At 68.7% G+C, this 21,598-nt stretch carries 22 protein-coding genes; 16 read left to right on the top strand and 6 right to left on the bottom strand.

What is annotated here, in order from left to right:
* Window positions 1-7 precede the first annotated feature (7 nt).
* On the bottom strand, window positions 8-949 hold the full coding sequence (locus QTN24_RS05490; protein WP_409558983.1) for a glycine betaine ABC transporter substrate-binding protein: 942 nt from the start codon (window positions 947-949) through the stop codon (window positions 8-10).
* A gap of 8 nt (window positions 950-957) precedes the next feature.
* Window positions 958-1,674 (bottom strand): ABC transporter permease, encoded by a 717-nt coding sequence (locus tag QTN24_RS05485; protein WP_124684955.1) that lies wholly within the window; start codon window positions 1,672-1,674, stop codon window positions 958-960.
* A gap of 661 nt (window positions 1,675-2,335) precedes the next feature.
* Here QTN24_RS05485 and QTN24_RS05480 point away from each other — a divergent pair.
* From QTN24_RS05480 to QTN24_RS05455, 6 genes are all read left to right on the top strand, one after another.
* Window positions 2,336-3,244: a pirin family protein gene (locus QTN24_RS05480; protein ID WP_313835684.1), complete on the top strand. Its 909-nt coding sequence runs from the start codon at window positions 2,336-2,338 to the stop codon at window positions 3,242-3,244.
* Window positions 3,245-3,544: 300 nt separating this feature from the next.
* On the top strand, window positions 3,545-5,113 hold the full coding sequence (locus QTN24_RS05475; RefSeq protein WP_313835682.1) for an ABC transporter ATP-binding protein: 1,569 nt from the start codon (window positions 3,545-3,547) through the stop codon (window positions 5,111-5,113).
* On the top strand, window positions 5,106-6,200 hold the full coding sequence (locus QTN24_RS05470; RefSeq protein ID WP_124684958.1) for an ABC transporter permease: 1,095 nt from the start codon (window positions 5,106-5,108) through the stop codon (window positions 6,198-6,200). The genes QTN24_RS05475 and QTN24_RS05470 overlap by 8 nt, the downstream gene beginning before the upstream one ends.
* A 17-nt stretch (window positions 6,201-6,217) precedes the next feature.
* On the top strand, window positions 6,218-7,138 hold the full coding sequence (locus tag QTN24_RS05465; RefSeq protein ID WP_124684959.1) for an ABC transporter permease: 921 nt from the start codon (window positions 6,218-6,220) through the stop codon (window positions 7,136-7,138).
* Between the two features lie 76 nt (window positions 7,139-7,214).
* Window positions 7,215-8,354 carry a BMP family ABC transporter substrate-binding protein gene (locus tag QTN24_RS05460; protein ID WP_124684960.1) on the top strand — a complete coding sequence of 380 codons (1,140 nt, stop codon included), beginning with the start codon at window positions 7,215-7,217 and terminating at the stop codon, window positions 8,352-8,354.
* 165 nt (window positions 8,355-8,519) lie between these two features.
* Entirely contained in the window at window positions 8,520-8,813 is a 294-nt protein-coding gene (locus tag QTN24_RS05455) for a YkvA family protein (RefSeq protein WP_124684961.1), read from the top strand.
* Between the two features lie 68 nt (window positions 8,814-8,881).
* On the opposite strand, the gene QTN24_RS05450 is transcribed toward QTN24_RS05455, so the two are convergent.
* The 3 genes from QTN24_RS05450 to QTN24_RS05440 are packed head-to-tail and all read right to left on the bottom strand — an operon-like array spanning window position 8,882 to window position 11,016.
* Window positions 8,882-9,298, bottom strand: a complete 417-nt coding sequence (locus QTN24_RS05450) for a methylglyoxal synthase (protein ID WP_313835677.1) — start codon at window positions 9,296-9,298, stop codon at window positions 8,882-8,884.
* Window positions 9,298-10,086: an SDR family oxidoreductase gene (locus QTN24_RS05445; protein ID WP_313835675.1), complete on the bottom strand. Its 789-nt coding sequence runs from the start codon at window positions 10,084-10,086 to the stop codon at window positions 9,298-9,300. Before QTN24_RS05445 ends, QTN24_RS05450 begins: the two co-directional genes overlap by 1 nt.
* Window positions 10,087-10,125: 39 nt before the next feature.
* Window positions 10,126-11,016: a DMT family transporter gene (locus tag QTN24_RS05440; RefSeq protein WP_313835875.1), complete on the bottom strand. Its 891-nt coding sequence runs from the start codon at window positions 11,014-11,016 to the stop codon at window positions 10,126-10,128.
* A 278-nt stretch (window positions 11,017-11,294) separates the two neighbouring features.
* Here QTN24_RS05440 and upp point away from each other — a divergent pair, with 278 nt between their 5' ends.
* Together upp and QTN24_RS05430 are read left to right on the top strand one after the other, a co-directional pair.
* Window positions 11,295-11,945, top strand: a complete 651-nt coding sequence (upp, locus tag QTN24_RS05435) for a uracil phosphoribosyltransferase (RefSeq protein WP_124682134.1) — start codon at window positions 11,295-11,297, stop codon at window positions 11,943-11,945.
* Between the two features lie 110 nt (window positions 11,946-12,055).
* Window positions 12,056-12,208, top strand: coding sequence for a DUF3149 domain-containing protein (locus QTN24_RS05430; protein ID WP_124682135.1), 153 nt, complete (start codon window positions 12,056-12,058; stop codon window positions 12,206-12,208).
* Window positions 12,209-12,293: 85 nt separating this feature from the next.
* Here the strand turns inward: QTN24_RS05430 and QTN24_RS05425 are convergent, their stop codons facing one another.
* Entirely contained in the window at window positions 12,294-13,820 is a 1,527-nt protein-coding gene (locus QTN24_RS05425) for a DUF853 domain-containing protein (RefSeq protein WP_313835670.1), read from the bottom strand.
* Between the two features lie 264 nt (window positions 13,821-14,084).
* Here QTN24_RS05425 and QTN24_RS05420 point away from each other — a divergent pair, with 264 nt between their 5' ends.
* From QTN24_RS05420 to rng, 8 genes are all read left to right on the top strand, one after another.
* The gene (locus QTN24_RS05420) at window positions 14,085-14,810 is read left to right on the top strand and encodes a YebC/PmpR family DNA-binding transcriptional regulator (RefSeq protein WP_313835668.1); all 726 of its coding nucleotides are present in this window, start codon (window positions 14,085-14,087) and stop codon (window positions 14,808-14,810) included.
* An 84-nt stretch (window positions 14,811-14,894) separates the two neighbouring features.
* Complete coding sequence (purD, locus tag QTN24_RS05415; RefSeq protein WP_124682138.1) at window positions 14,895-16,163, top strand: phosphoribosylamine--glycine ligase; 1,269 nt, start codon at window positions 14,895-14,897, stop codon at window positions 16,161-16,163.
* Between the two features lie 126 nt (window positions 16,164-16,289).
* Window positions 16,290-17,201 carry an oxygen-dependent coproporphyrinogen oxidase gene (hemF, locus tag QTN24_RS05410; RefSeq protein WP_124682139.1) on the top strand — a complete coding sequence of 304 codons (912 nt, stop codon included), beginning with the start codon at window positions 16,290-16,292 and terminating at the stop codon, window positions 17,199-17,201.
* A 5-nt stretch (window positions 17,202-17,206) separates the two neighbouring features.
* On the top strand, window positions 17,207-17,914 hold the full coding sequence (locus QTN24_RS05405; protein ID WP_124682140.1) for a nicotinate-nucleotide adenylyltransferase: 708 nt from the start codon (window positions 17,207-17,209) through the stop codon (window positions 17,912-17,914).
* 46 nt (window positions 17,915-17,960) lie between these two features.
* A complete protein-coding gene (gene rsfS / locus QTN24_RS05400; RefSeq protein ID WP_313835665.1) occupies window positions 17,961-18,806 on the top strand; it encodes a ribosome silencing factor in 846 nt (281 codons plus the stop codon).
* Between the two features lie 33 nt (window positions 18,807-18,839).
* A complete protein-coding gene (gene rlmH, locus QTN24_RS05395) occupies window positions 18,840-19,319 on the top strand; it encodes a 23S rRNA (pseudouridine(1915)-N(3))-methyltransferase RlmH (RefSeq protein WP_124682142.1) in 480 nt (159 codons plus the stop codon).
* A gap of 19 nt (window positions 19,320-19,338) precedes the next feature.
* Window positions 19,339-19,941, top strand: a complete 603-nt coding sequence (locus QTN24_RS05390; RefSeq protein WP_313835663.1) for a Maf family protein — start codon at window positions 19,339-19,341, stop codon at window positions 19,939-19,941.
* A 102-nt stretch (window positions 19,942-20,043) separates the two neighbouring features.
* Window positions 20,044-21,504: a ribonuclease G gene (gene rng, locus QTN24_RS05385; protein WP_124682144.1), complete on the top strand. Its 1,461-nt coding sequence runs from the start codon at window positions 20,044-20,046 to the stop codon at window positions 21,502-21,504.
* Window positions 21,505-21,598 lie beyond the last annotated feature (94 nt).

Below are 21,598 nucleotides of genomic sequence, written 5' to 3'. Positions count from 1 at the left end.
TGGCTCCTCAGATCAGCCCGTGGCTACGCAGGAAGTCGCCAGCCACCTTGTCCACGGGTTGCTGGTCGATGTCGACCTTGTAGTTCATGTCGGTCATCGCCGCGTTGTCGAGCTTGGCGGCCAGCGCGTTGAGCAGGCCGGCCAGTTCCGGATGGGCGTCCAGCACGGCCTTGCGCACCACGGGCGCCGCGTTGTAAGGCGGGAAGTAGTGCAGGTCGTCTTCCAGCAGCACCAGGTTGAAGCCCTTGACGCGGCCGTCGGTCGTGTAGACCAGGCCCAGGTCCACCTGGTTGTTCCTGAGCGCCGTGTAGACCAGGCCCGGATCGAGCTGGATCACGTCCTTGCGCGTGAACGGCAGCTTGTAGGCCGCCTTCAGCGGCTCCAGGCCGTCCGGGCGGGCGGCGAACTCCATGTCCACGGCCAGCGGGTGCTTCACGTCCTCGCCGTCGGCGCGCATCTTCGCGGCATAGGCCGACAGCGTGCGGATATCGCCGGCGCGCTCCTTCGGCATCGCGAACGCGTAGGTGTTGTTGACCTGCGAGGCGTCGAGCCAGACCAGGCCCCGGGCCGCGTCCAGCGTCTTGACGCGGCGGTAGCTCTCGGGCCCGTCGAGCTTTTCCTCGACCTTGTTGAACACGATCAGCGCCGTGCCGGTGTAGTCCCACACCACGTCGAGCTGGCCCGATTCCAGCGCCTGGCGCATCAGCGTGCTGCCCAGGCCCGACGTCAGCGTCGCGCCCAGGCCCTTGGCCTTCAGGTACTGGGTCGTCATCGACGACAGGATCAACTGCTCGGTAAAGTTCTTGCCGCCCACGCGGATCGGGGCGCCGGCGTCCTGCGCGCGCGCCGGGGCCGTCGACAGCAGCAGCGCCGCCAGCACGATGCCCACGGCGGCCCAGACCCAGAATACGCGGCCGTCGGCCATGCGGTTTTTCGATTTCGGTTCCATGAAACGCCTCATTGCGCCAGCCCGCGCCGGCGCAGGTAGACGTGGCCGGCAGTGGCGAACAGCGCGTCCAGCGCCAGGGCCAGCAGCGCGGTGGCGGCGGCGCCCAGCAGCAGCAACGGCTGGTTGTTCAGGTAGATGCCCGGGAAGATCAGTTCGCCCAGGCTGTTCGCGCCGATCAGGAACGACAGCGGCACGGTGCCCACGTTGATGACCAGGCTGATGCGCACCCCGGCCAGGATCACGGGAAGGGCGTTGGGCAGCTCCACGCGCACCAGCCGCTGGCACGGCGTCATGCCGATGCCGCGCGCCGCTTCCTTGAGCGCCGGCGACACGGTGCGCAGCCCTTCGTACGTATTGCGCACGATCGGCAGCAGCGACGCCAGCCACAGTGCCAGGATGGCCGGCCGCTCGCCGATGCCCAGCACGGCCAGTGCCAGCGCCAGCACCGCCAACGACGGCACGGTGTTGCCGATGTTGAACACCTGCATGAGCTTGTCGGCCCAGCGGCGCATGCACGGGCGGCTCAGCGCGATGCCGGCCGGCACGCCGGTCAGCAGCGCCAGCGTCATCGAGATTGCCACCAGGCGCAGATGGTCGGCCACGTCGTAGAGCAGGCGCTCGCGGTACTGGTAGATGACGTCGATGCCGATCCACGCCACCAGTCCGGCCAGCGCAACGGCAACGACGCCACCCCAGGCCACGGCCTGGATGGTTCGCTTTGACATATTTCCCCTTCCAACCCCGGCCTGCGGAAAACCATGAAAATGCCTGATTCGCCACATCCCGGATGCGGAAAACAATAGGGCCGGCGATGAATGTCGATGGGGGTGCACGCCGGCGCCCGGTTTCAGATTGCATTGCCGCCATGACCGGCACGATTGCCGGCGGACGGACTTGTGGTTGTGGCGCCGGCCGAGTGGCTGGCAAAACAACCGGTTGATGGGACTCAGGCGCTGGGCCGGAATCCGCAGGAGCGGCGCAACCCGCAAGGGTTGGCCAGTGGCGGCGACTGATGTCGTGTCAAAACGCGCTTTCGGTATGGCGCCGCCGGTCAATCGGCCGTTGCCAGACAACGGTTCACGGGGTTCGGAGAGCAGGCCGAGCCACCGCAACTATTGGCAACGGATGACAAAGAGACCGCTATTCTACACAACTTCCGGCATCCCGTCATCTTCACCGTTTCCGCGCCCGCAATGACCGGCTTCGGTCAGAATCTTCGGGCGATGTCGGCGTTGCGCTGGCGGCGCGGATATCGATCCATTGTCCCAACGTTAAAACAATGTGTTGCCGCCCTGCCCTCTACCGCTTTGGCGCCAAACCCTTAAATTGGCGAGGTAGCCAGACGGCGCGACAACAGGGTTCGCGGCCGTCCAACCGGAGATTTCGATGACTTCCCGCATTCCGACCGTTCCGGCCACCGCCACGGAAACCGTGCAGCGCTCGCGCGCCGTGGATCGCGTGGTACGCGGCATTGCCACGTCCGACGGCGCCGGCGTCAAGCTGACCCGCGTGCTGACCCACAACCTGCAGCGGCGCCTGGACCCGTTCCTGATGCTCGACGCGTTCGGCACCGACAACAAGGACGACTACATCGGCGGCTTCCCCGATCACCCGCATCGCGGCTTCGAGACCATCACCTACATGCTGGCCGGCCGCATGCGCCATCGCGACAGCGCCGGCCACGAGGGGCTGCTGGAAAACGGCGGCGCGCAGTGGATGGTGGCCGGCTCGGGCGTGGTGCATTCGGAATTGCCCGAGCAGGAGGATGGCCGGATGGAAGGCTTCCAACTCTGGCTGAACCTGCCGGCGGCCGACAAGATGACCTCGCCGTGGTACCGCGACCTGCCGGCGTCGGCAATCCCGACCGTGGCGCTGCCGTCGGGCGGCACCGTGCGGGTGCTGGCCGGCGCGTCGCACGGGGTGGCCGGCGCCGTGACGCGGCCGGTCACCGAGCCGCTGTACCTGGACGTCCACCTGCCGGCGGGCCAGTCGTTCGCCCAGGCGCTGCCGCCCGGGCACAACGCGTTCGTCTACGTCTATCGCGGCACGGTCAAGGTGGGCGACGCGGTGCTGGAAGCCCAGCGCATGGGCGTGCTCGACAACGCCGGCCAGGCCGACGGCGTGGTGGTCACGGCCGACGAGGACGCCCGCTTCCTGCTGATCGCGGGCCAGCCGCTGAACGAGCCCATCGCGCAGTACGGCCCGTTCGTGATGAACACGCAGGAGCAGATCTACCAGACGCTGGCCGACTTCCGCGACGGCCGCTTCGCCGCGATACCTGCCAGCGCGGGCTGAACCGCGCCCTGACCGGCGTCAACCCTGACCGCCGCCCTGCCCTGACCGGCAGCGCGGCGGTTTTGCTTTGCCGGTGTGGCCGGCACGCGACTTGCAACCCTCCCGGAACCGTTATGGGGCATGGCGGCGCGGCCAAATCGGTCCGCCGTGGCCCCATGCACTTATATAATCCACCCCAAATTCCGGGCATCACGCAATCATGATGATGACAACCTGCCGCACGGCGATGCTGCGCCACGCGCCGCCGCGCGTCACGTGCCTGAACAGAACGTTGCTGCCACAACAATCCGAGCCGCTTCAGTGACATCACAACTCCCTCCCAGGCTGGCGCTTGCGCATATCACCAAGCGCTATCCCGGCGTGACCGCCAATGACGACGTCAGCCTGACCGTCGCCCCCGGCGAGATCCACGCCGTCCTCGGCGAAAACGGCGCCGGCAAATCCACCTTGATGAAGATCATCTTCGGCGCGGTCCGACCCGACGCCGGCGAGATGCACTTCAACGGGGCGCCGGTATCGATCGCCAGCCCGCACGACGCCCGCAACCTGGGCATCGCGATGGTGTTCCAGCATTTCTCGCTGTTCGACACGCTGACCGTGGCCGAGAACATCGCGCTGGGCCTGCCGCCGCGGGACGCCGGCAACCTGCGCCAGCTATCCGAGCGCATCCGCGCCACGGCCGAGCGCTACGGCCTGCCGCTGGAGCCGCAGCGCCACGTCCACACGCTGTCCGTGGGCGAGCGCCAGCGCGTGGAGATCGTCCGCGCGCTGCTGGCCGCGCCGCAACTGCTGATCCTGGACGAGCCCACGTCGGTGCTGACGCCGCAGGCCGTGGAGACGCTGTTCGTGACGCTGCGCCAGTTGGCCGCCGAAGGCACGAGCATCCTCTACATCAGCCACAAGCTCGACGAGATCCGCGCGCTGTGCCACCACGCCACCGTGATGCGGATGGGCCGCGTGACCGGCACCTGCGACCCGCGCCAGCAGAGCGCGGCCGAGCTGTCGCGGATGATGATCGGCGGCGAGCCGCCGCGCGAGGCCCGCGTGCAGACCGTCCGGGGGCCGGTGAAGCTGTCGGTGCGCGACCTGTCGATCCCGCGCGCGCACCAGTTCGCCACCGAGCTGCAGCGCTTGGCGCTGGACGTCCACGCGGGCGAGATCGTCGGCATCGCCGGCGTGTCCGGCAACGGCCAGCAGGAATTGCTGGCCGCGCTGTCGGGCGAGGACCCGCGCGCCAGCGGCGCCGCCATCCAGCTCGAAGGCCGGCCGGTGGGCCGGCTCGACGCACGCGGCCGGCGCCGCGCCGGGCTGGCGTTCGTGCCCGAGGAGCGGCTGGGGCGCGGCGCCGTGCCCGCCATGAGCCTGTCCAGCAACGTGCTGCTGTCGCACCAGGCGCCGCCGTACGTGCGTGGCGGCATGGTGTCGCCCACGGCGGCCGAGGGGCTGGCCGCCGGCATCATCAACCGCTTCCGCGTCAAGGCCAGCGGCCCGGCCGCGCTGGCGCGCAGCCTGTCGGGCGGCAACCTGCAGAAATTCATCGTCGGCCGCGAGATCGAGGCCGGACCGAAGGTGCTGATCGTGGCGCAGCCGACGTGGGGCGTCGACGTCGGCGCCGCCGCGCAGATCCACAACGAGATCCTGGCGCTCAAGGCCACCGGCTGCGCGATCCTCGTGGTGTCGGAGGAACTCGACGAACTGTTCGCCATCTGCGACCGCCTGCACGTGATCGCCAAGGGCCATCTGTCGCCGTCGATCCCGGTCGAATCGGCCACGCGCGAGCAGGTGGGCCTGTGGATGAGCGGCCTGTGGGACGGCGGCCCGGCCAGCCGGCATGATGACGCCACCGCGGAGGTGCCCGGCCATGCCTAAGCTGACTTCCCCGGTCGTGATGGCCCCGCGCGGCGTGCCGTCGCGGCCCATGGCCTACGCGTCGCCCGTGTTCGCCATCGTGCTGACGCTGCTGTTCGGCGCGCTGCTGTTCCTGGCACTGGGCAAGGACCCCGTGGCAGGGCTCAAGGTGTTCCTTGTCGATCCGCTCAAGGACCAGCGCGCCATCGGCGAGGTGCTGCTCAAGACCGTGCCGCTGGTGCTGTGCGCGCTGGGGCTTTCGGTCTGCTATCGCGCCAACGTCTGGAACATCGGCGCCGACGGGCAGCTGATCGTCGGCGGCATCTTTGCCGGCGCCACGGTGCTCTGGTTCGACACGCCGGGCACCACCGCCAGCGGCTTCACGGTGCTGGTGCTGGCGTCGCTGGCCGGCTGCGTCGGCGGCATGGCGTGGGCGTCGCTGACGGCGCTGCTCAAAGACCGCTTCAACGCCAACGAGATCCTGGTGTCGCTGATGCTGACCTATATCGCGCAGCAGTTGCTGCTGTGGGTGGTCAACGGCCCGCTCAAGGACCCCAACGGGATGAACTTCCCGCAATCCAAGGTGTTCGCGTCGGCGTTCCTGCTGCCCAACCTGCTGCCGGGGTCGCGGCTGCACGTCGGCTTTGCCGTGATGCTGGTGCTGGTGGCCATCATGACGGTGTTCGTGTTCCGCAGCTTTGCCGGCTACCGGCTGCAGGTGGGCGGCACCGCGCCGCTGGCCGCGCGCTATGCGGGGTTCTCGTCGCGCAGCGCGCTGTGGACGGCGCTGCTGATCTCGGGCGCCTTCGCCGGCCTGGCCGGCGCGTTCGAGGTAGCCGGCCCGATCGGCCAGTTGCTGCCGTCGATCTCGCCCGGCTATGGCTTCACCGCGATCATCGTCGCGTTCGTGGGCCGGCTGCATCCGGTGGGCGCCGTGTTCGGCGGCATCGTGATGTCGCTGTTCTATATCGGCGGCGAAATGGCGCAGTCGCGCCTGGGCCTGCCGTCGGCGCTGGGCTGGGTGTTCCAGGGCATGCTGCTGTTCTTCCTGCTGGCCTGCGACACGCTGATCGACAACCGCCTGCGCTGGCGCGCGCGCACCGCCTGACCGGAGCCCAACAGAACATGGAACAACTCGCTCCCCTGATCGCCACCGCGATCAACGCCGGCACCCCGCTGCTGCTGGCCGCGCTGGGCCTGCTCGTCAACGAGCGCGCCGGCGTGCTGAACCTGGGCGCCGAAGGCATGATGCTGGTGGCCGCGGCCTTCGGCTTCATGGTCGGCTATCAGACGCAATCGCCGCTGCTGGGCTTCGTGGCCGGCGCCGGTGCCGGCATGCTGATGGCCACGCTGTTTGCGTGGCTGGCGCTGGTGCTGGCTACCAACCAGGTGGCCACCGGGCTGGCGCTGTCGATCTTCGGCACCGGCCTGTCGGCGTTCATGGCCCAGCGCTTCGTGGGCTACGCGATGCCGGCCAAATCCAGCGCCATCCCGGTGCTGGGCGACCTGCCGTTCGTCGGGCCGGCCTTCTTCCAGCATCACTGGATGGTCTATTTCAGCTTGCTGCTGTGCCTGGCGATCATGGCGTTCCTGTTCCGCACGCGGGCCGGGCTGACGCTGCGCGCCATTGGCGAATCACCCGAGTCGGCGCACGCGCTGGGCTACCCGGTGCGCTGGATCCGCTTCGGCGCGCTGCTGTTCGGCGGCGCCTGCTGCGGGCTGGCCGGGGCCTACCTGTCGCTGGTCTACACGCCGATGTGGGTCGAGAACCTGGTGGCCGGCCGGGGCTGGATCGCGCTGGCGCTGACCACCTTCGCCACGTGGCGACCGGGCCGCGTGCTGATCGGCGCGTGGCTGTTCGGCGGCGTGACGATCCTGCAGTTCTACCTGCAGGGCGTGGGCGTGTCGGTGCCGTCGCAGTTCCTGTCGATGCTGCCGTACGCGGCCACCATCGTCGTGCTGGCGCTGATCTCGCGCAACCCGGCGTGGATCCGGCTGAACATGCCCGCGAGCCTGGGCAAGCCGTTCCGGCCCGGCAGCGCCTGAGCGCCGCCTACCAGTTACCACGCAGTATCCAGAAGTCAAACCACATCACAAAAGACGTCTTATCAAGGAGAGATCGATGATCGTGACACGCAGGACCACGCTGGCGGCCCTGGCCGCCACCGCCGTGCTGGCCCTGGCCGGCTGCGGCAAGAAGGACGCTGACAAGCCCGCCGAGACCGGCGCCGCCTCGGCCCCGGCCGCCGCCGCCAGCGAGCCGCTGAAGGTGGCGTTCGTCTACATCGGCCCGGTGGGCGATGCCGGCTGGACCTACGCCCATGACACGGGCCGCAAGGCCGTGGAAGCCAAGTTCGGCGACAAGGTCAAGACCACGTACGTCGAGAACGTGCCCGAGTCCGCCGCCGACGCCGAGCGCGTGTTCCGCGACCTCGCCAGCCAGGGCAACAAGCTGATCTTCGGCACCACGTTCGGCTACATGGAATCGATGCTGAAGGTGGCCAAGGAATTCCCGGACGTCAAGTTCGAGCACGCCACGGGCTTCAAGACCGCCGACAACCTGGCCCAGTACGACGTGCGCACCTATGAAGGCGCGTACCTGGCCGGCGTGGTGGCCGGCAAGATGAGCAAGAGCGGCAAGATGGGCGTGGTGGCATCGGTGCCGATTCCCGAGGTGATCCGCAACATCGACTCGTTCACGCTGGGCGCCCGCTCGGTCAACCCCAAGGCCACGGTCAAGGTGGTGTGGGTCAACAAGTGGTTCGATCCGGGCAAGGAACGCGAGGCCGCCACGACGCTGATCGGCCAGGGCGTGGACATGCTGATGCAGAACACCGACTCCGCCGCCGTGGTGCAGACCGCGCAGGAAAAAGGCGTCTACGCGTTCGGCTGGGACAGCGACATGAGCAAGTTCGGCGACAAGGCCCACCTGGCGGCGTCGGTAATCTCGTGGGGCGTCTACTACAACAAGGTGGTGGAGGACGTGCTGAACAAGCAGTGGAAGAACAGCACGATCTGGTGGGGCCTGAAGGAAGGCATGATCGACCTGAAGAGCTTCAACGCCGCCGTGCCTGACGACGTCAAGGCGCTGGTCGAGGAACGCAAGAAGGGCATCGTCGACGGCAGCGCCCCGATCTGGAAGGGTCCGATCAAGGACAACGCCGGCAAGGAACAGGTAGCCGCGGGCCAGGTGGCCGACGACGCCTTCCTGCACAACGTGAAGTTCTACGTCGAAGGCGTGGAAGGCAACGTGCCGGGCTGAAGCCGGCGTGGCGCGCAGGCCGCCCTGCCGCCGCCCCCTCCCGCCGGCACCCCGCCGCGCGGGAGCGGGGAAAACCCCGGCCGGCGGGTCGGGAACTTGAATCGGCCGGTACCGGCCCAAGCTTCTTGTTCATGCCCACTGCACGTGTGACCAAGGAGGCCCATCATGTGGAAGCGATTCTCTGCCCTCTGGACGCTGGTGCGGCGCGATGGCCGTCTGTTCTGGTACGCGCTGCGCCACCCCGATGCGCCGCCCTGGCTCAAGCCCGCGGCGTTCGGCCTGCTGTTCTACGCGCTGTCGCCGATCGACCTCGTGCCTGACATCGTGGCCGGGCTCGGCATCGTCGACGACATGGTGATCATCCCGCTGGCGGTGCACTTCATCCTGAAGCGGCTGCCACCTCACATCCTGCGGCAGGCCCAGGTCCGGGCCACGGCCACCACGGTGCGGCCACGCTGACGCCGTCCCAAACAAAAAACCGCTGCCCTGGCAGCGGTTTTTTCTTGCGCGAAGCGGACGGCCAGCGCCTATTCCGGGTCGAAGCAGTGGCGCGCCAGTTCCACGACCAGCAGTTCGGCCGTGGCCAGGTTCGTCGCGCACGGCACGTTGTGCACGTCACAGGCACGTACCAGCGCGTTGATGTCCGGTTCGTGCGGCTGCGGCGTCATCGGGTCGCGCAGGAAGATCACGGCCGTGATCTCGCCCACGGCCAGTTGCGCGCCGATCTGCAGGTCGCCGCCCCACGGACCGGACAGCATCCGCGTCACATCGAGCCCGGTCTCGTCGGCAATCCGGCCACCCGTGGTGCCGGTGGCCACCAGGTCGCACCGCGCCAGGAAGTCGCGGTGCCGGCCGGCAAAGGCGACGATGTCGTCCTTCTTGTGGTCATGCGCGATCAGCGCGATCCGTGGCCGCCGCGCCGCCTTGGCTTCCGGCTTTGCCATCAGAACGTCCCCGGATAGGCGCCGCCGTCCAGCAGCACGTTCTGGCCCGTCATGTACGCGGCCTGCTTGCTGCACAGGAACGCGCAGGTGGCGCCAAACTCGGCCGGCTCGCCGAAGCGGCGCGACGGGTTGGCGGCGGCGCGGCGCTTGGCCATTTCCTCGATGCTGATGCCGGCCTTCTGCGCGCCGCCTTCCATCGTCTTCTTCAGGCGGTCGGTGTCGAACGGCCCCGGCAGCAGGTTGTTCACGGTCACGCCATGCTGCGCCACCTCGCGCGCCAGGCCGGCCACGAAGCCGGTCAGGCCCGAGCGGGCGCCGTTGGACAGGCCCAGCACGTCGATCGGCGCCTTCACGGCCCCGCTGGTGATGTTGATGATGCGGCCCCAGCGGCGCGCGATCATGCCGTCGATGGTCGACTTGATCAGCTCGATCGGGGTCAGCATGTTGGCGTCCAGCGCGGCGATCCACTCGTCACGGCCCCAGTCGCGGAAGTTGCCCGGCGGCGGGCCGCCCGCGTTGTTCACCAGGATGTCCAGGTCGCCCAGCTTGGCCACGGCGTCCAGCGCCAGCTTGCGGCCTTCAGGTGTGGTGATGTCGGTGGCCACGGCGATCACGCGGCGCCCGTGGCGCGCACGCAGGTCGGCGGCGGCCTTTTCCAGCGCCTCGGCGCCCCGCGCCACGATCACCACGTCCACGCCCTCGGCTGCCAGCGCGTCCGCACACGCCAGACCCAGACCCTTGCTGGCGCCACACACCAGCGCATGCTTGCCGCGCAGTCCAAAATCCATGGTCTCTCCCTCCTTGGTTGATCCGGTTCGAATCGGTTATCAGCGCTTGCGGCCCGACAGCAGGTACATGCCGCCCAGCACCAGTGCGCTGCCGGCCAGCTGCACGCCGCTCACGGGTTCGCCGAGCAGCCAGTACGCCAGCGCCAGCGTGGACACCGGGCCGATCATGCCGGCCTGCGACGCCATCGGCGCGCCAATGCGCGCCACGGCCACCATCGTCAGCGACACCGGCAGCACCGTGCACAGCACCGCGTTGACCACCGACAGCCACAGCACCGGCGCCGGCTGCTGCACGATCCCGGCCAGCGGCCGGCCCAGCACGACGTACTGGATCACGCAGCACAGCGTCGACACGCACATCGCATACGCCACCAGCCGCAGCGACCCCACGCGCTTGACCAGCTCGCCGCTCAGAATCAGGTACACACCATACGACAACGCGCTGCCCAGCACCAGCGCGCCGCCCAGCCACACCTGGGCGCCGCTGACGTCCAGGTCGTGCGCGAACACCAGCACGATGCCGGCATAGGCCAGCGCCAGCGACATCCACTGGCGGGCATGGATCTGCCGGCGGAACCCCAGCGCGGTGAACAGCAGCACGAACGACGGCGTGAGGAACAGGATCAGCCGCTCCAGCCCGGCCGTGATGTATTGCAGGCCCAGGAAATCGAGGAAGCTCGACAGGTAGTAGCCGATGAAGCCCAGGAAGACCACCCGGGCGCGGTCGCCCCAGGACAGCGCCGGCAGCTTGCGGGCCTGCCACCAGCCGATGGCCATGAACAGCGGCACCGCGAACAGCATGCGCAGCGTGATGACCATCACGGCGTCCACGTTGTAGCGGTACATCAGCTTGGCGACGATGGCCTTGGCGGAAAACAGCACGGCGCCGATGGCGGCGGTGGCCAGCCCGACGCGCTGCGCGGCGGACACTTCGGCGGACGGGGACAGGGACTTCTGGGAGGCGGACACGGGGACGCTGGAATGGGGCGGCGGCCGGCGTGGCCGGCGCGCGCAACCCGGCGATTGTATGCCAAAAGGCGCCGGCGTTCCCGGCCCGGCGGCGTTGCCTGCTTTCCCGGGCCGGGCGGGCCGCGCAGGGCTGGCGGGGGCGCGCGGCCGCGCGCATCCTTTACAATCGCGCTGCATCGGGCCCGTCCGCCGCCGTTCCGCCTGGCGGCCGGGCCCTCACCGTATTCGCCGAGCCCGCCATGAAACAGGATTCCCGCTTTCCCAACCTCTTTATCCTCGATCACCCGCTGATCCAGCACAAGCTTTCGCACATGCGCGACAAGGAAACGTCCACGCGCACGTTCCGCGAGCTGCTGCGCGAGATCACGCTGCTGATGGGCTACGAGATCACCCGCAACCTGCCGCTGACCACGCGCCGCATCGACACCCCGCTGGTGGCGCTGGACGCGCCGGTCATCGCCGGCAAGAAGCTGACCATCGTGCCGGTGCTGCGCGCCGGCGTGGGCATGAGCGACGGCCTGGTGGAGCTGATTCCGTCGGCCCGCATCGGCCATATCGGCGTGTACCGCGACGAGCAGCACCGCCCGGTGGAATACCTGGTGCGCCTGCCGGACCTGGAAGACCGCTCGTTCATCCTGTGCGACCCGATGGTGGCCACCGGCTACTCGGCCGCCCATGCGGTGGACGTGCTCAAGCGCCGTGGCGTGCCCGACGAAGCCATCACCTTCGTGGCGCTGGTGGCCGCGCCCGAGGGCGTCGAGGTCTTCCAGAAGGCGCATCCGGGCGTGAAACTGTTCGTGGCGTCGCTGGACAGCCATCTGGACGAGCACGCCTACATCGTGCCGGGCCTGGGCGACGCGGGCGACCGCCTGTTCGGTACGAAGAACTGATCCGGCGTCGGACGGGCCCGGGCGCTTGATGCGCCTCAAAGTCTGTGCGGGTCGACTCTCTCACACTGGAAACAGCCGTTCGCGGCCTTTCAAGAGAAGGAGTCACCCACATGGAAGCCCTGAAAATCCTGATGACCACTTCGACCGGGCTGGCCAGCCTGGCCGTCATCGCCTTCATCATCGGCATGGCCGCGTTCTTTGCCTGCCTGTTCGCCCGCAAGGCCCGCGAGGACGCCGAAGCGGCCCGGCGCGGATCGGACTAGCGCCGGCACTGGCCCGAAAGAAAGAAAGCGCCCGCGCAGGTTTTGCGCGGGCGCTTTCTTTCTGGATGATGACCGGCAGCCGCGGCTACTTGCGCTTGCCGCCGCCAAGCAGGCTGCCCAGCACGCCGCGGATCAGTTCCCGGCCCACCTGCGAGCCCACCGTGCGCGCGGCCGACTTGGCCACCGATTCCAGGATCGAATCGCCGCGGCCGGTCTTGCCGGTGCCGCGCGTCAGCGATCCCCAGACTTCTCCCACCCAGCCGCCGCCTTCGTCGGCCTGGCCCGCCTCGGCCGGTTTCGGCGCCTTGGCGTCCACCGGCGCGCCCTTGGCAGCCGCGCCGGCGTCGGCGCGCAGCTTCTCGTAGGCCGACTCGCGGTCGATCGTCTTCTCGTAGGTGCCGGCCACCAGCGATCCGGCAATCAGCGCGCGGCGCTCGTCGTCGGTGGCCGGGCCGATGCGGCTGCCCGGCGCCAGTACCCAGGCCCGCTCGGTCACGCCGGGCGTGCCCTTGGCGTCGAGGCACGACACCAGCGCCTCGCCCACGCCAAGTTCGCCGATGGCCTTTTCCAGATCGAGTCCGGGATTGGCCCGCATCGTCGTGGCCGCCACCTTGACCGCCTTCTGGTCGCGCGGCGTGAAGGCGCGCAGCGCGTGCTGCACGCGGTTGCCAAGCTGGCCGAGCACCGTGTCCGGGATATCGACCGGGTTCTGCGTGACGAAGTACACGCCCACGCCCTTCGAGCGAACCAGCCGCACCACCTGCTCGATCTTGTCCAGCAGCGCCTTGGGGGCGTCGTTGAACAGCAGGTGGGCCTCGTCGAAGAAGAACACGAGCTTGGGCTTGTCCAGGTCGCCCGCCTCGGGCAGCTTTTCGAACAGCTCGGACAGCATCCACAGCAGGAACGTGGCATAAAGGCGCGGCGCGTTCATCAGCTTGTCGGCCGCCAGGATGTTGATCACGCCCTGGCCTTTCTCGGTCTGGATGAAGTCCTCCAGGTTCAGCATCGGCTCGCCGAAGAACCGGTCGGCGCCCTGCGATTCCAGCGCCACCAGCCCGCGCTGAATGGCCCCGACCGAGGCCGACGAGATATTGCCGTACTCGGTGGTGAACTGGCTGGCGTTCTCGCCCACGTACTGGAGCATCGCCCGCAGGTCCTTGGCGTCCAGCAGCAGCAGGCCGTTGGCGTCGGCAATCCGGAACACCAGGTTCAGCACGCCCTGCTGGGTGTCGTTCAACTCCAGCATGCGCGCCAGCAGCAGCGGCCCCATGTGCGAGACCGTGGCGCGCACCGGATGGCCCTTTTCGCCGAAGACGTCCCACAGCGTGGTCGGGCAGGCGCCCCACACCGGCTCGGGCAGGCCGTGTTCCGCCAGGCGGGCCTTGAGCTTGTCCGATGCCTGGCCCGGCTGGGAAATGCCGGTCAGATCACCTTTGACGTCGGCCATGAACACCGGCACGCCCAGCCGCGAGAACCCCTGGGCCAGCGTCTGCAGCGTGACGGTCTTGCCGGTGCCCGTGGCGCCCGTGATCAGGCCGTGGCGGTTGCCCATCTCGGGCAGCAGCACCAGTTCGCGGTCGGCATTCTTGGCGATGAGGATGGGGTCGGCCATGGCGGTCTCGTCGGTCGGCGTGGATGGGCGGGATCCGGGCAGGATCGGAATCGGGAAACACCGGCGCCGGCATGGCGGGCAGCGCACGCATGGCGCTGCGGTTCGACAGGGGCGCGTGATAAAATCCTGCGCTGATTATAGCCAGCAGATTGGCACATCAATCACATGGCGTGGCCGCCGAACCCGCAGGATTCCGGCTCCCGCCGGCGCAATGCCGCCGGGCTTGCCACGCCGCACGATACGTATTCCGCTTCGGAGAGAATCATGGCCGGTCATTCCAAATGGGCCAACATCAAACACAAGAAAGCCGCCGCGGACGCCAAGCGCGGCAAGATCTGGACCCGCCTGATCAAGGAAATCACCGTCGCGGCCAAGCTGGGCGGCGGTGACATCGACTCGAACCCGCGCCTGCGCCTGGCCATGGAAAAGGCCATGGACGCGAACATGCCCAAGGACAACATCCAGCGCGCGATCCAGCGCGGCGTGGGTGGCCTTGAAGGCGCGAACTACGAGGAAATCCGCTACGAGGGCTACGGCCTGGCCGGCGCGGCGATCATCGTCGACTGCCTGACCGACAACCGCACGCGCACCGTGGCCGAGGTGCGCCACGCGTTCTCCAAGCACGGCGGCAACATGGGCACCGAAGGCTCCGTGGCGTTCATGTTCACGCACTGCGGCCAGTTCCTGTTCGCGCCGGAAACGCCCGAGGACAAGCTGATGGACGCCGCGCTGGAAGCCGGCGCCGACGACGTGGTGACCAACGACGACGGCTCGATCGAGGTCACCTGCCCGCCCAACGACTTTGGCGCGGTCAAGGCCGCGCTGGAAGCGGCCGGCTTCAAGGCCGAGATGGCCGACGTGGTGATGAAGCCGCAGAACGACGTCAGCTTCACCGGCGACGATGCGGTCAAGATGCAGAAGCTGCTGGACGCGCTGGAAAACCTGGACGACGTACAGGAAGTCTTCACCAACGCGGTGATCGAGGATTAACCTCCGCCGCGCCCCCCACGGCGGCAGCCAGGCCCTACGTCGGGCTGCCGCTTTTCGCATGCGTTTCTTTTCTGGCAGTGGATCATGAAAGTTTTGGTTGTCGGTTCCGGTGGGCGTGAGCACGCACTGGCCTGGAAGTTGGCCCAGTCGCCCAAGGTGCAGGTCGTCTACGTGGCGCCGGGCAACGGTGGCACGGCGCTCGACAAGCGCCTGCAGAACGTGCCGCTGACCGATCCGGAAGTGCTGGCCGCCTTCGTGGAGCGCGAGGGCGTGGCCTTCACCGTGGTCGGCCCCGAGGCCCCGCTGGCCGCCGGCATCGTCGACGTGTTCCGGGCGCGCGGCCTGCGCATCTTCGGCCCGACCCGGGCTGCCGCGCAGCTGGAATCGTCCAAGGACTTCGCCAAGGCGTTCATGCACCGCCACGGCATTCCCACCGCCTACTACCAGACGTTCTCGGACGCCGCCGGCGCCCACGCCTACATCGACGCCCAGGGCGCGCCGATCGTGATCAAGGCCGACGGCCTGGCCGCGGGCAAGGGCGTGGTCGTGGCGATGACGCTGGAAGAAGCGCACGCCGCCGTGGACATGATGCTGGCCGACAACAAGCTCGGCGATGCCGGCGCCCGCGTGGTGATCGAGGAATTCCTGGAAGGCGAGGAAGCCAGCTTCATCGTCATGGTCGACGGCAAGAACGTGCTGGCCCTGGCCACGAGCCAGGACCACAAGCGCCTGCTGGACGGCGACGCCGGCCCCAACACGGGCGGCATGGGCGCCTATTCGCCGGCCCCGGTGGTCACGCCGGCGCTGCACGCCCGCGCGCTGCGCGAGATCATCCTGCCGACCGTGCGCGGCATGGAAAAGGACGGCATCCCGTTCACGGGCTTCCTCTACGCGGGCCTGATGATCGACAAGGACGGCAACCCGAAGACGCTGGAATTCAACTGCCGCATGGGCGATCCGGAAACGCAGCCGATCATGGCGCGCCTGAAGACCGACCTCGTCGACGTGATGGAAGCCGCCGTCGACGGCCGGCTGGACCAGGTGGAGCTGGACTGGGACCGCCGCACCGCGCTGGGCGTGGTGATGGCCGCCTACGACTACCCCGAGAACCCGCGCCGCGGCGACGTCATCACCGGCATCCCGCCCGAGACCGAGGACGCCGTGACGTTCCACGCGGGCACCACGCTGCAGGACGGCACGCTGCTGACGTCCGGCGGCCGCGTGCTGTGCGTGGTGGGCCTGGCCGATACGGTCAAGGCCGCGCAGAAGAACGCCTATGCGGCCGTGGAGCAGATCCGCTTCGACGGCATGCAGTTCCGCACCGACATCGGCTACCGCGCCATCCGGCGCTAGGCGGCCAAGGGGCCCCGGACCGCTCCCCGCGCCGGGGGGCGGGTCCAGCCGCTACAATCATGACACCGCGATGACGGCCGGCTCGCCCGGCCGTCTTGCCACCGGCTCCATCCTCACCCGCCCACCATGATCGATTCCCAGGCAGTCCGCGACTATCTGCTCGGCCTGCAAGACCGCATCACCGACGCCATCGCCGCCATCGACGGCCAGGCGTTCCAGACCGATAGCTGGGAGAAACCGCCCACCGAGCGCCTGCGCGGCAACGGCCGGACGCGGATCCTGGAGGACGGCGCGGTGATGGAGCGCGCCGGCGTGGGGTTCTCGCACGTGCGCGGCGACACGCTGCCGCCGTCGGCCAGCGCCAACCGGCCAGAGCTGGCCGGGCGCAGCTTCGAGGCCATGGGGGTGTCGCTGGTCTTCCATCCGCGCAACCCGTACGTGCCGACCGTCCACATGAACGTGCGCTGCTTCATCGCCGTGAAGCCGGACGCCGAGCCGGTCTGGTGGTTCGGCGGCGGCATGGACCTGACGCCGTACTACGGCCACGCCGACGACTGCGCGCACTTCCACCGCACCTGCCAGACCGCGCTGGCGCCGTTTGGCGACGACCTGTACCCGCGCTTCAAGCAATGGTGCGACGAGTATTTCTTCCTCAAGCACCGGGGCGAGGCGCGCGGCATCGGCGGCATCTTCTTCGACGACTTCTCGGCGCCGGGCTTCGACGCCAGCTTTGCGATGATGCAGTCGGTCGGCGACGCGTTCCTGGACGCCTACCTGCCGATCCTGACCGCCCGCAAGGACACCCCCTATGGCCAGCGCGAGCGCGACTTCCAGGCGTACCGGCGCGGCCGCTACGTCGAGTTCAACCTGGTCTTCGACCGCGGCACGCTGTTCGGCCTGCAAACCGGCGGCCGGGCCGAATCGATCCTGATGTCGATGCCGCCGCAGGCCAGCTGGCGCTACGACTGGCAACCCGCACCCGGCACGCCCGAAGCGGCGCTCTACACCGATTTCCTGCCGGCGCGCGCGTGGGCCTGAGACTGATGACCGACGCGAATCCCGCCCCCGCCCGTCCCGACCGCACGCGCCCCTACCGCCTGGGTATCCTCGGCGGCACCTTCGACCCCCCGCACCGTGGCCACGCGGCGCTGGCCCAGCTCTGCATCGACCACCTGGACCTCGACGAACTGGTCTGGATCCCGACCGGCCATTCCTGGCAGAAAGGCGACCGTGTGACGCCGGCCGCCGACCGCTTTGCGATGACCGAACTGGCCGCCGCGTCGCTGGAGCCGGGCCGGGCCAAGGTACGCGTGAGCCGCATGGAAGTGGACCGCGACGGCCCCAGCTATACGATCGACACGGTGCGCCAGCTGCGCGCCGAATACGGCCCCGACGCCTCGCTGGCATGGCTGATGGGTGCCGACCAGTTGCTGCGCCTGCACACCTGGCACGGCTGGGAGGCGCTGTTCGAGCACGTGCACCTGTGCATCGCCACGCGCCCGGGCTTCCACCTGGACGAACTGGAGGGCCCGGTGCTGGCCGCGATGCAGCAGCGTCTGGCGGACACGCACCTGATACAATGCACGCCCTCCGGACATATGTGGATCGACCAGACGCTGGCCGTCGACCTGTCGTCCACCGGCCTGCGCGAGCACCTGGCCGACGGCCTGTTGCCGGACCAGACGGATGACCGACTGCCGGCCGGCGTGGCACACTACATTGCGCGTCACGGGTTGTATCAGCACCCCTGAGCCGACGCGCCCCCCCTACCGAATGAAGCTGAACAAGAAAGACACCATGGATATTCGTAAACTGCAGCGCGCGATCGTCGACGGGCTCGAGGATGTGAAGGCGCAGGACATCAAGGTGTTCGACACCACTCACCTGACCGAGCTGTTCGACCGGGTGGTGATCGCCAGCGGCAATTCGAACCGCCAGACCAAGGCGCTGGCGGCGTCGGTACGGGACATGGTCAAGGACGCCGGCGGCCATATCGTGGCCGTCGAGGGCCTGGAGACCGGCGAATGGGTGCTGGTGGACTGCGGCGACGCGGTCGTCCACATCCTGCAGCCGCAACTCCGCCAGTACTACAACCTTGAGGAAATCTGGGGCGACAAGCCGGTCCGCGTGAAGCTGGCCGCCGCCAAGGGCCTGGCCAAGGCCAGCGAGCCGCTGGACGACGACGAGGACGCCGAGCCGGCACCGCGCGCGCGCCGCGCCTCGAACCTGCGCCCGGCGCTGGCCCGCCTGCCGGAAGGCATGAAGGAGCCGTCGCCGCCGATGGGCCACGAGGATACCGACCCGGACGCGCTGGCCACCATGGGCGCGCGCGCCCGCAAGACCAGCAGCAGCGGCACCACCCGGACGACGACCGCCCGCAAGACGGCCACCGGCGCCGCCGCCAAGACCCCGGCCCGCAAGTCGGCCACCGGCACGGGCGCGAAGGCCCCGGCACGCAAGACCGCCGCCGGCACGACCGCCAAGGCACCGGCACGCAAGACCGCCGCGGCCAAGACCCCGGCGCGTACCGCCGCCGGGACCGGCACCAGGACCGCCGCCAAGCCGGCGACCAAGACCGCCACCAAGACCGCCGCCAAGTCGGCCCCTGCCAAGAAGGCCGCCCCGCGCAAGCGCTCGGCCTGATCGCCGGGCCGCTGATCGCCGGGCATCCCCGCCATGCAGCTCGTGATCGTGGCCGTCGGCCACAAGATGCCCGCCTGGATCGAGGCCGGCTTTGCCGAGTACGCCAAGCGCATGCCGCCCGAGCTGCGCATCGAACTACGCGAGGTCAAGCCCGAGGCCCGCTCGTCGAGCAATAACGCCGCCACGGTCATGCAGCGCGAGGCGGCACGCATCGAGGCGGTGCTCGGCTCGCTGTCGAAGCAGCTCCGGATCGTCGCGCTCGACGAACGCGGCAAGGACTGGACGACCGTCCAGTTGTCCGAGCAACTGACCGGCTGGCAGCGCGAAGGCGGCGACGTCGCCTTCCTGATCGGCGGCGCCGACGGCCTGGACCCCGCCCTCAAGGCCCGCGCCCAGACGCTGGTCCGGCTGTCCAGCCTGACCCTGCCCCACGGCATGGTGCGCGTACTGCTGGCCGAACAGCTTTATCGGGCGTGGTCGGTCACGCAGAATCATCCGTACCATCGGGCCTAGTGCTCGCACCCCTGCTCCCGTGACCTCCCATCTCTACCTTGCCTCCCAATCCCCGCGCCGCCGTGAGCTGCTGACCCAGCTTGGCGTGCAGTACGAACTGCTGCTGGCCGATGCCGGCGAGGATGCCGAGGCGCTGGAGGCCGTGCTGCCGGGCGAATCGCCCGATGCCTACGTGCAGCGCGTCTGCGCGCTGAAGGCCGATGCCGCACTGCAGCGACGCCTGCGCCGGGGCCTGCCCGATGCGCCGGTGCTGACGTCCGACACCACGGTCTGCCTGGGCGGCGACATCCTCGGCAAGCCGGCCGACGCCGACGACGCCGCGCGGATGCTGGCCGCGCTGTCCGGCACCACGCACCGGGTACTGACCGCCGTGACCGTGGTCTCGGCGCTGGGCCAGCGCCACGCGCTGTCGATCTCGCACGTCACTTTCCGCCCGATGGCGACCGACGAGATCGCGCGCTACGTCGCCAGCGGCGAGCCGTCCGGCAAGGCCGGCGCGTACGGCATCCAGGGCCGCGCGGCCGAGTTCGTGGCCCGTATCGACGGTAGCTATTCGGGTATCATGGGCCTGCCCTTGTTCGAGACGGCGGCACTGCTGCGCGAGGCCGGTCTGCGTTTCTGACCCGCCCTGTCGCGCCGTCCCACGCGAAGGGCCCAGGGGTCAGATGCCCGGTCACGCCGGGCGACAACGACAAGCGCCGGCAAACCGGCGGCATCCACCGCTATGACCGAAGACATCCTCGTCAATATCACGCCGCAGGAAACCCGCGTGGCCATCGTGCAGCAGGCGGCCGTGCAGGAACTCCATGTCGAACGCACGCTTACGCGCGGGCTGGTCGGCAACATCTATCTGGGCAAGGTCGTGCGCGTGCTGCCGGGCATGCAGTCGGCGTTCATCGACGTCGGGCTGGAGCGTGCCGCCTTCCTGCACGTGGCCGACATCTGGCACCCGCGCGACGGCAACGAGAAGAACAACCACGTCGCCATCGAAAAGACGCTGTTCGAGGGCCAGGCGCTGATGGTGCAGGTCATCAAGGACCCCATCGGCACCAAGGGCGCGCGGCTGTCCACGCAGGTCAGCATTGCCGGCCGCACGCTGGTGTACCTGCCGCAGGACCCGCACATCGGCATCTCGCAGCGCATCGAGGGCGAGGTGGACCGCGAGGCGCTGCGCACCCGCGTGCAGGGCCTGGTGCCGGCCGACGAGCGCGGCGGCTTCATCGTGCGCACCATCGCCGAGGAAGCCAGCAACGAGGAACTGAGCAACGACATCGCCTACCTGCGCAAGATCTGGGCGACGATCCGCCAGCACGCCACCACGCTGCCGGCGCCCAACCTGCTCTACCAGGACCTGAACCTGGCCCAGCGCGTGCTGCGCGACTTCATCAACGACGCCACGGGCGTGATCCAGGTGGACTCGCGCGAGAACTTCGTGAAGCTCGTGGAGTTTGCCCAGGAATACACGCCGGCGGTGCTGCCCCGGCTGTCGCACTACACCGGCGAGCGGCCCATCTTCGACCTGTTCAACATCGACGCCGAGATCGAGAAGGCGCTGTCGCGGCGGGTGGACCTGAAGTCGGGCGGCTACCTGATGATCGACCAGACCGAGGCGATGACGACGATCGACGTCAACACCGGCGGCTACGTGGGCGCGCGCAACTTCGACGACACGATCTTCAAGACCAACCTTGAAGCCGCGCACACCATCGCCCGGCAGCTCCGCCTGCGCAACCTGGGCGGCATCATCATCATCGACTTCATCGACATGGAGAACGCCGAGCACCGCGACGCGGTGCTCTCCGAACTCAAACGCGCGCTGTCCCGCGACCGCACGCGCATCACGGTGAACGGCTTCTCGCAGCTCGGGCTGGTGGAGATGACGCGCAAGCGCACGCGCGAGTCGCTGGCGCACGTGCTGTGCGAGCAGTGCCCGGTCTGCACCGGCAAGGGCCAGGTCAAGACCGCCCGCACGGTCTGCTACGACATCCTGCGCGAGATCATGCGCGAGTCGCGCCAGTTCAACCCGCGCGAGTTCCGCATCCTGGCGTCCCAGGAGGTCATCGACCTGTTCCTGGAGGAAGAAAGCCAGCACCTGGCGATGCTCGGGGACTTCATCGGCAAGCCGATATCCCTGCAGGTGGAATCGACGTTCCATCAGGAACAGTACGACATCATCCTGATGTGACGCCCCGGGCCTCCCGGCCCGGGCATCGGAAAACCTCTGCCTGAAGTCATCGTTCTGTCATCCACCCTCGCCAGAATGCGCAAGTCATTCAAGC

Source organism: Cupriavidus sp. SZY C1 (assembly GCF_032190535.1).
GTDB lineage: Bacteria > Pseudomonadota > Gammaproteobacteria > Burkholderiales > Burkholderiaceae > Cupriavidus > Cupriavidus pauculus_C.
Note: the sequence above shows the minus strand (reverse complement) of the source record. Positions and strands in the feature narration are given on the sequence as shown.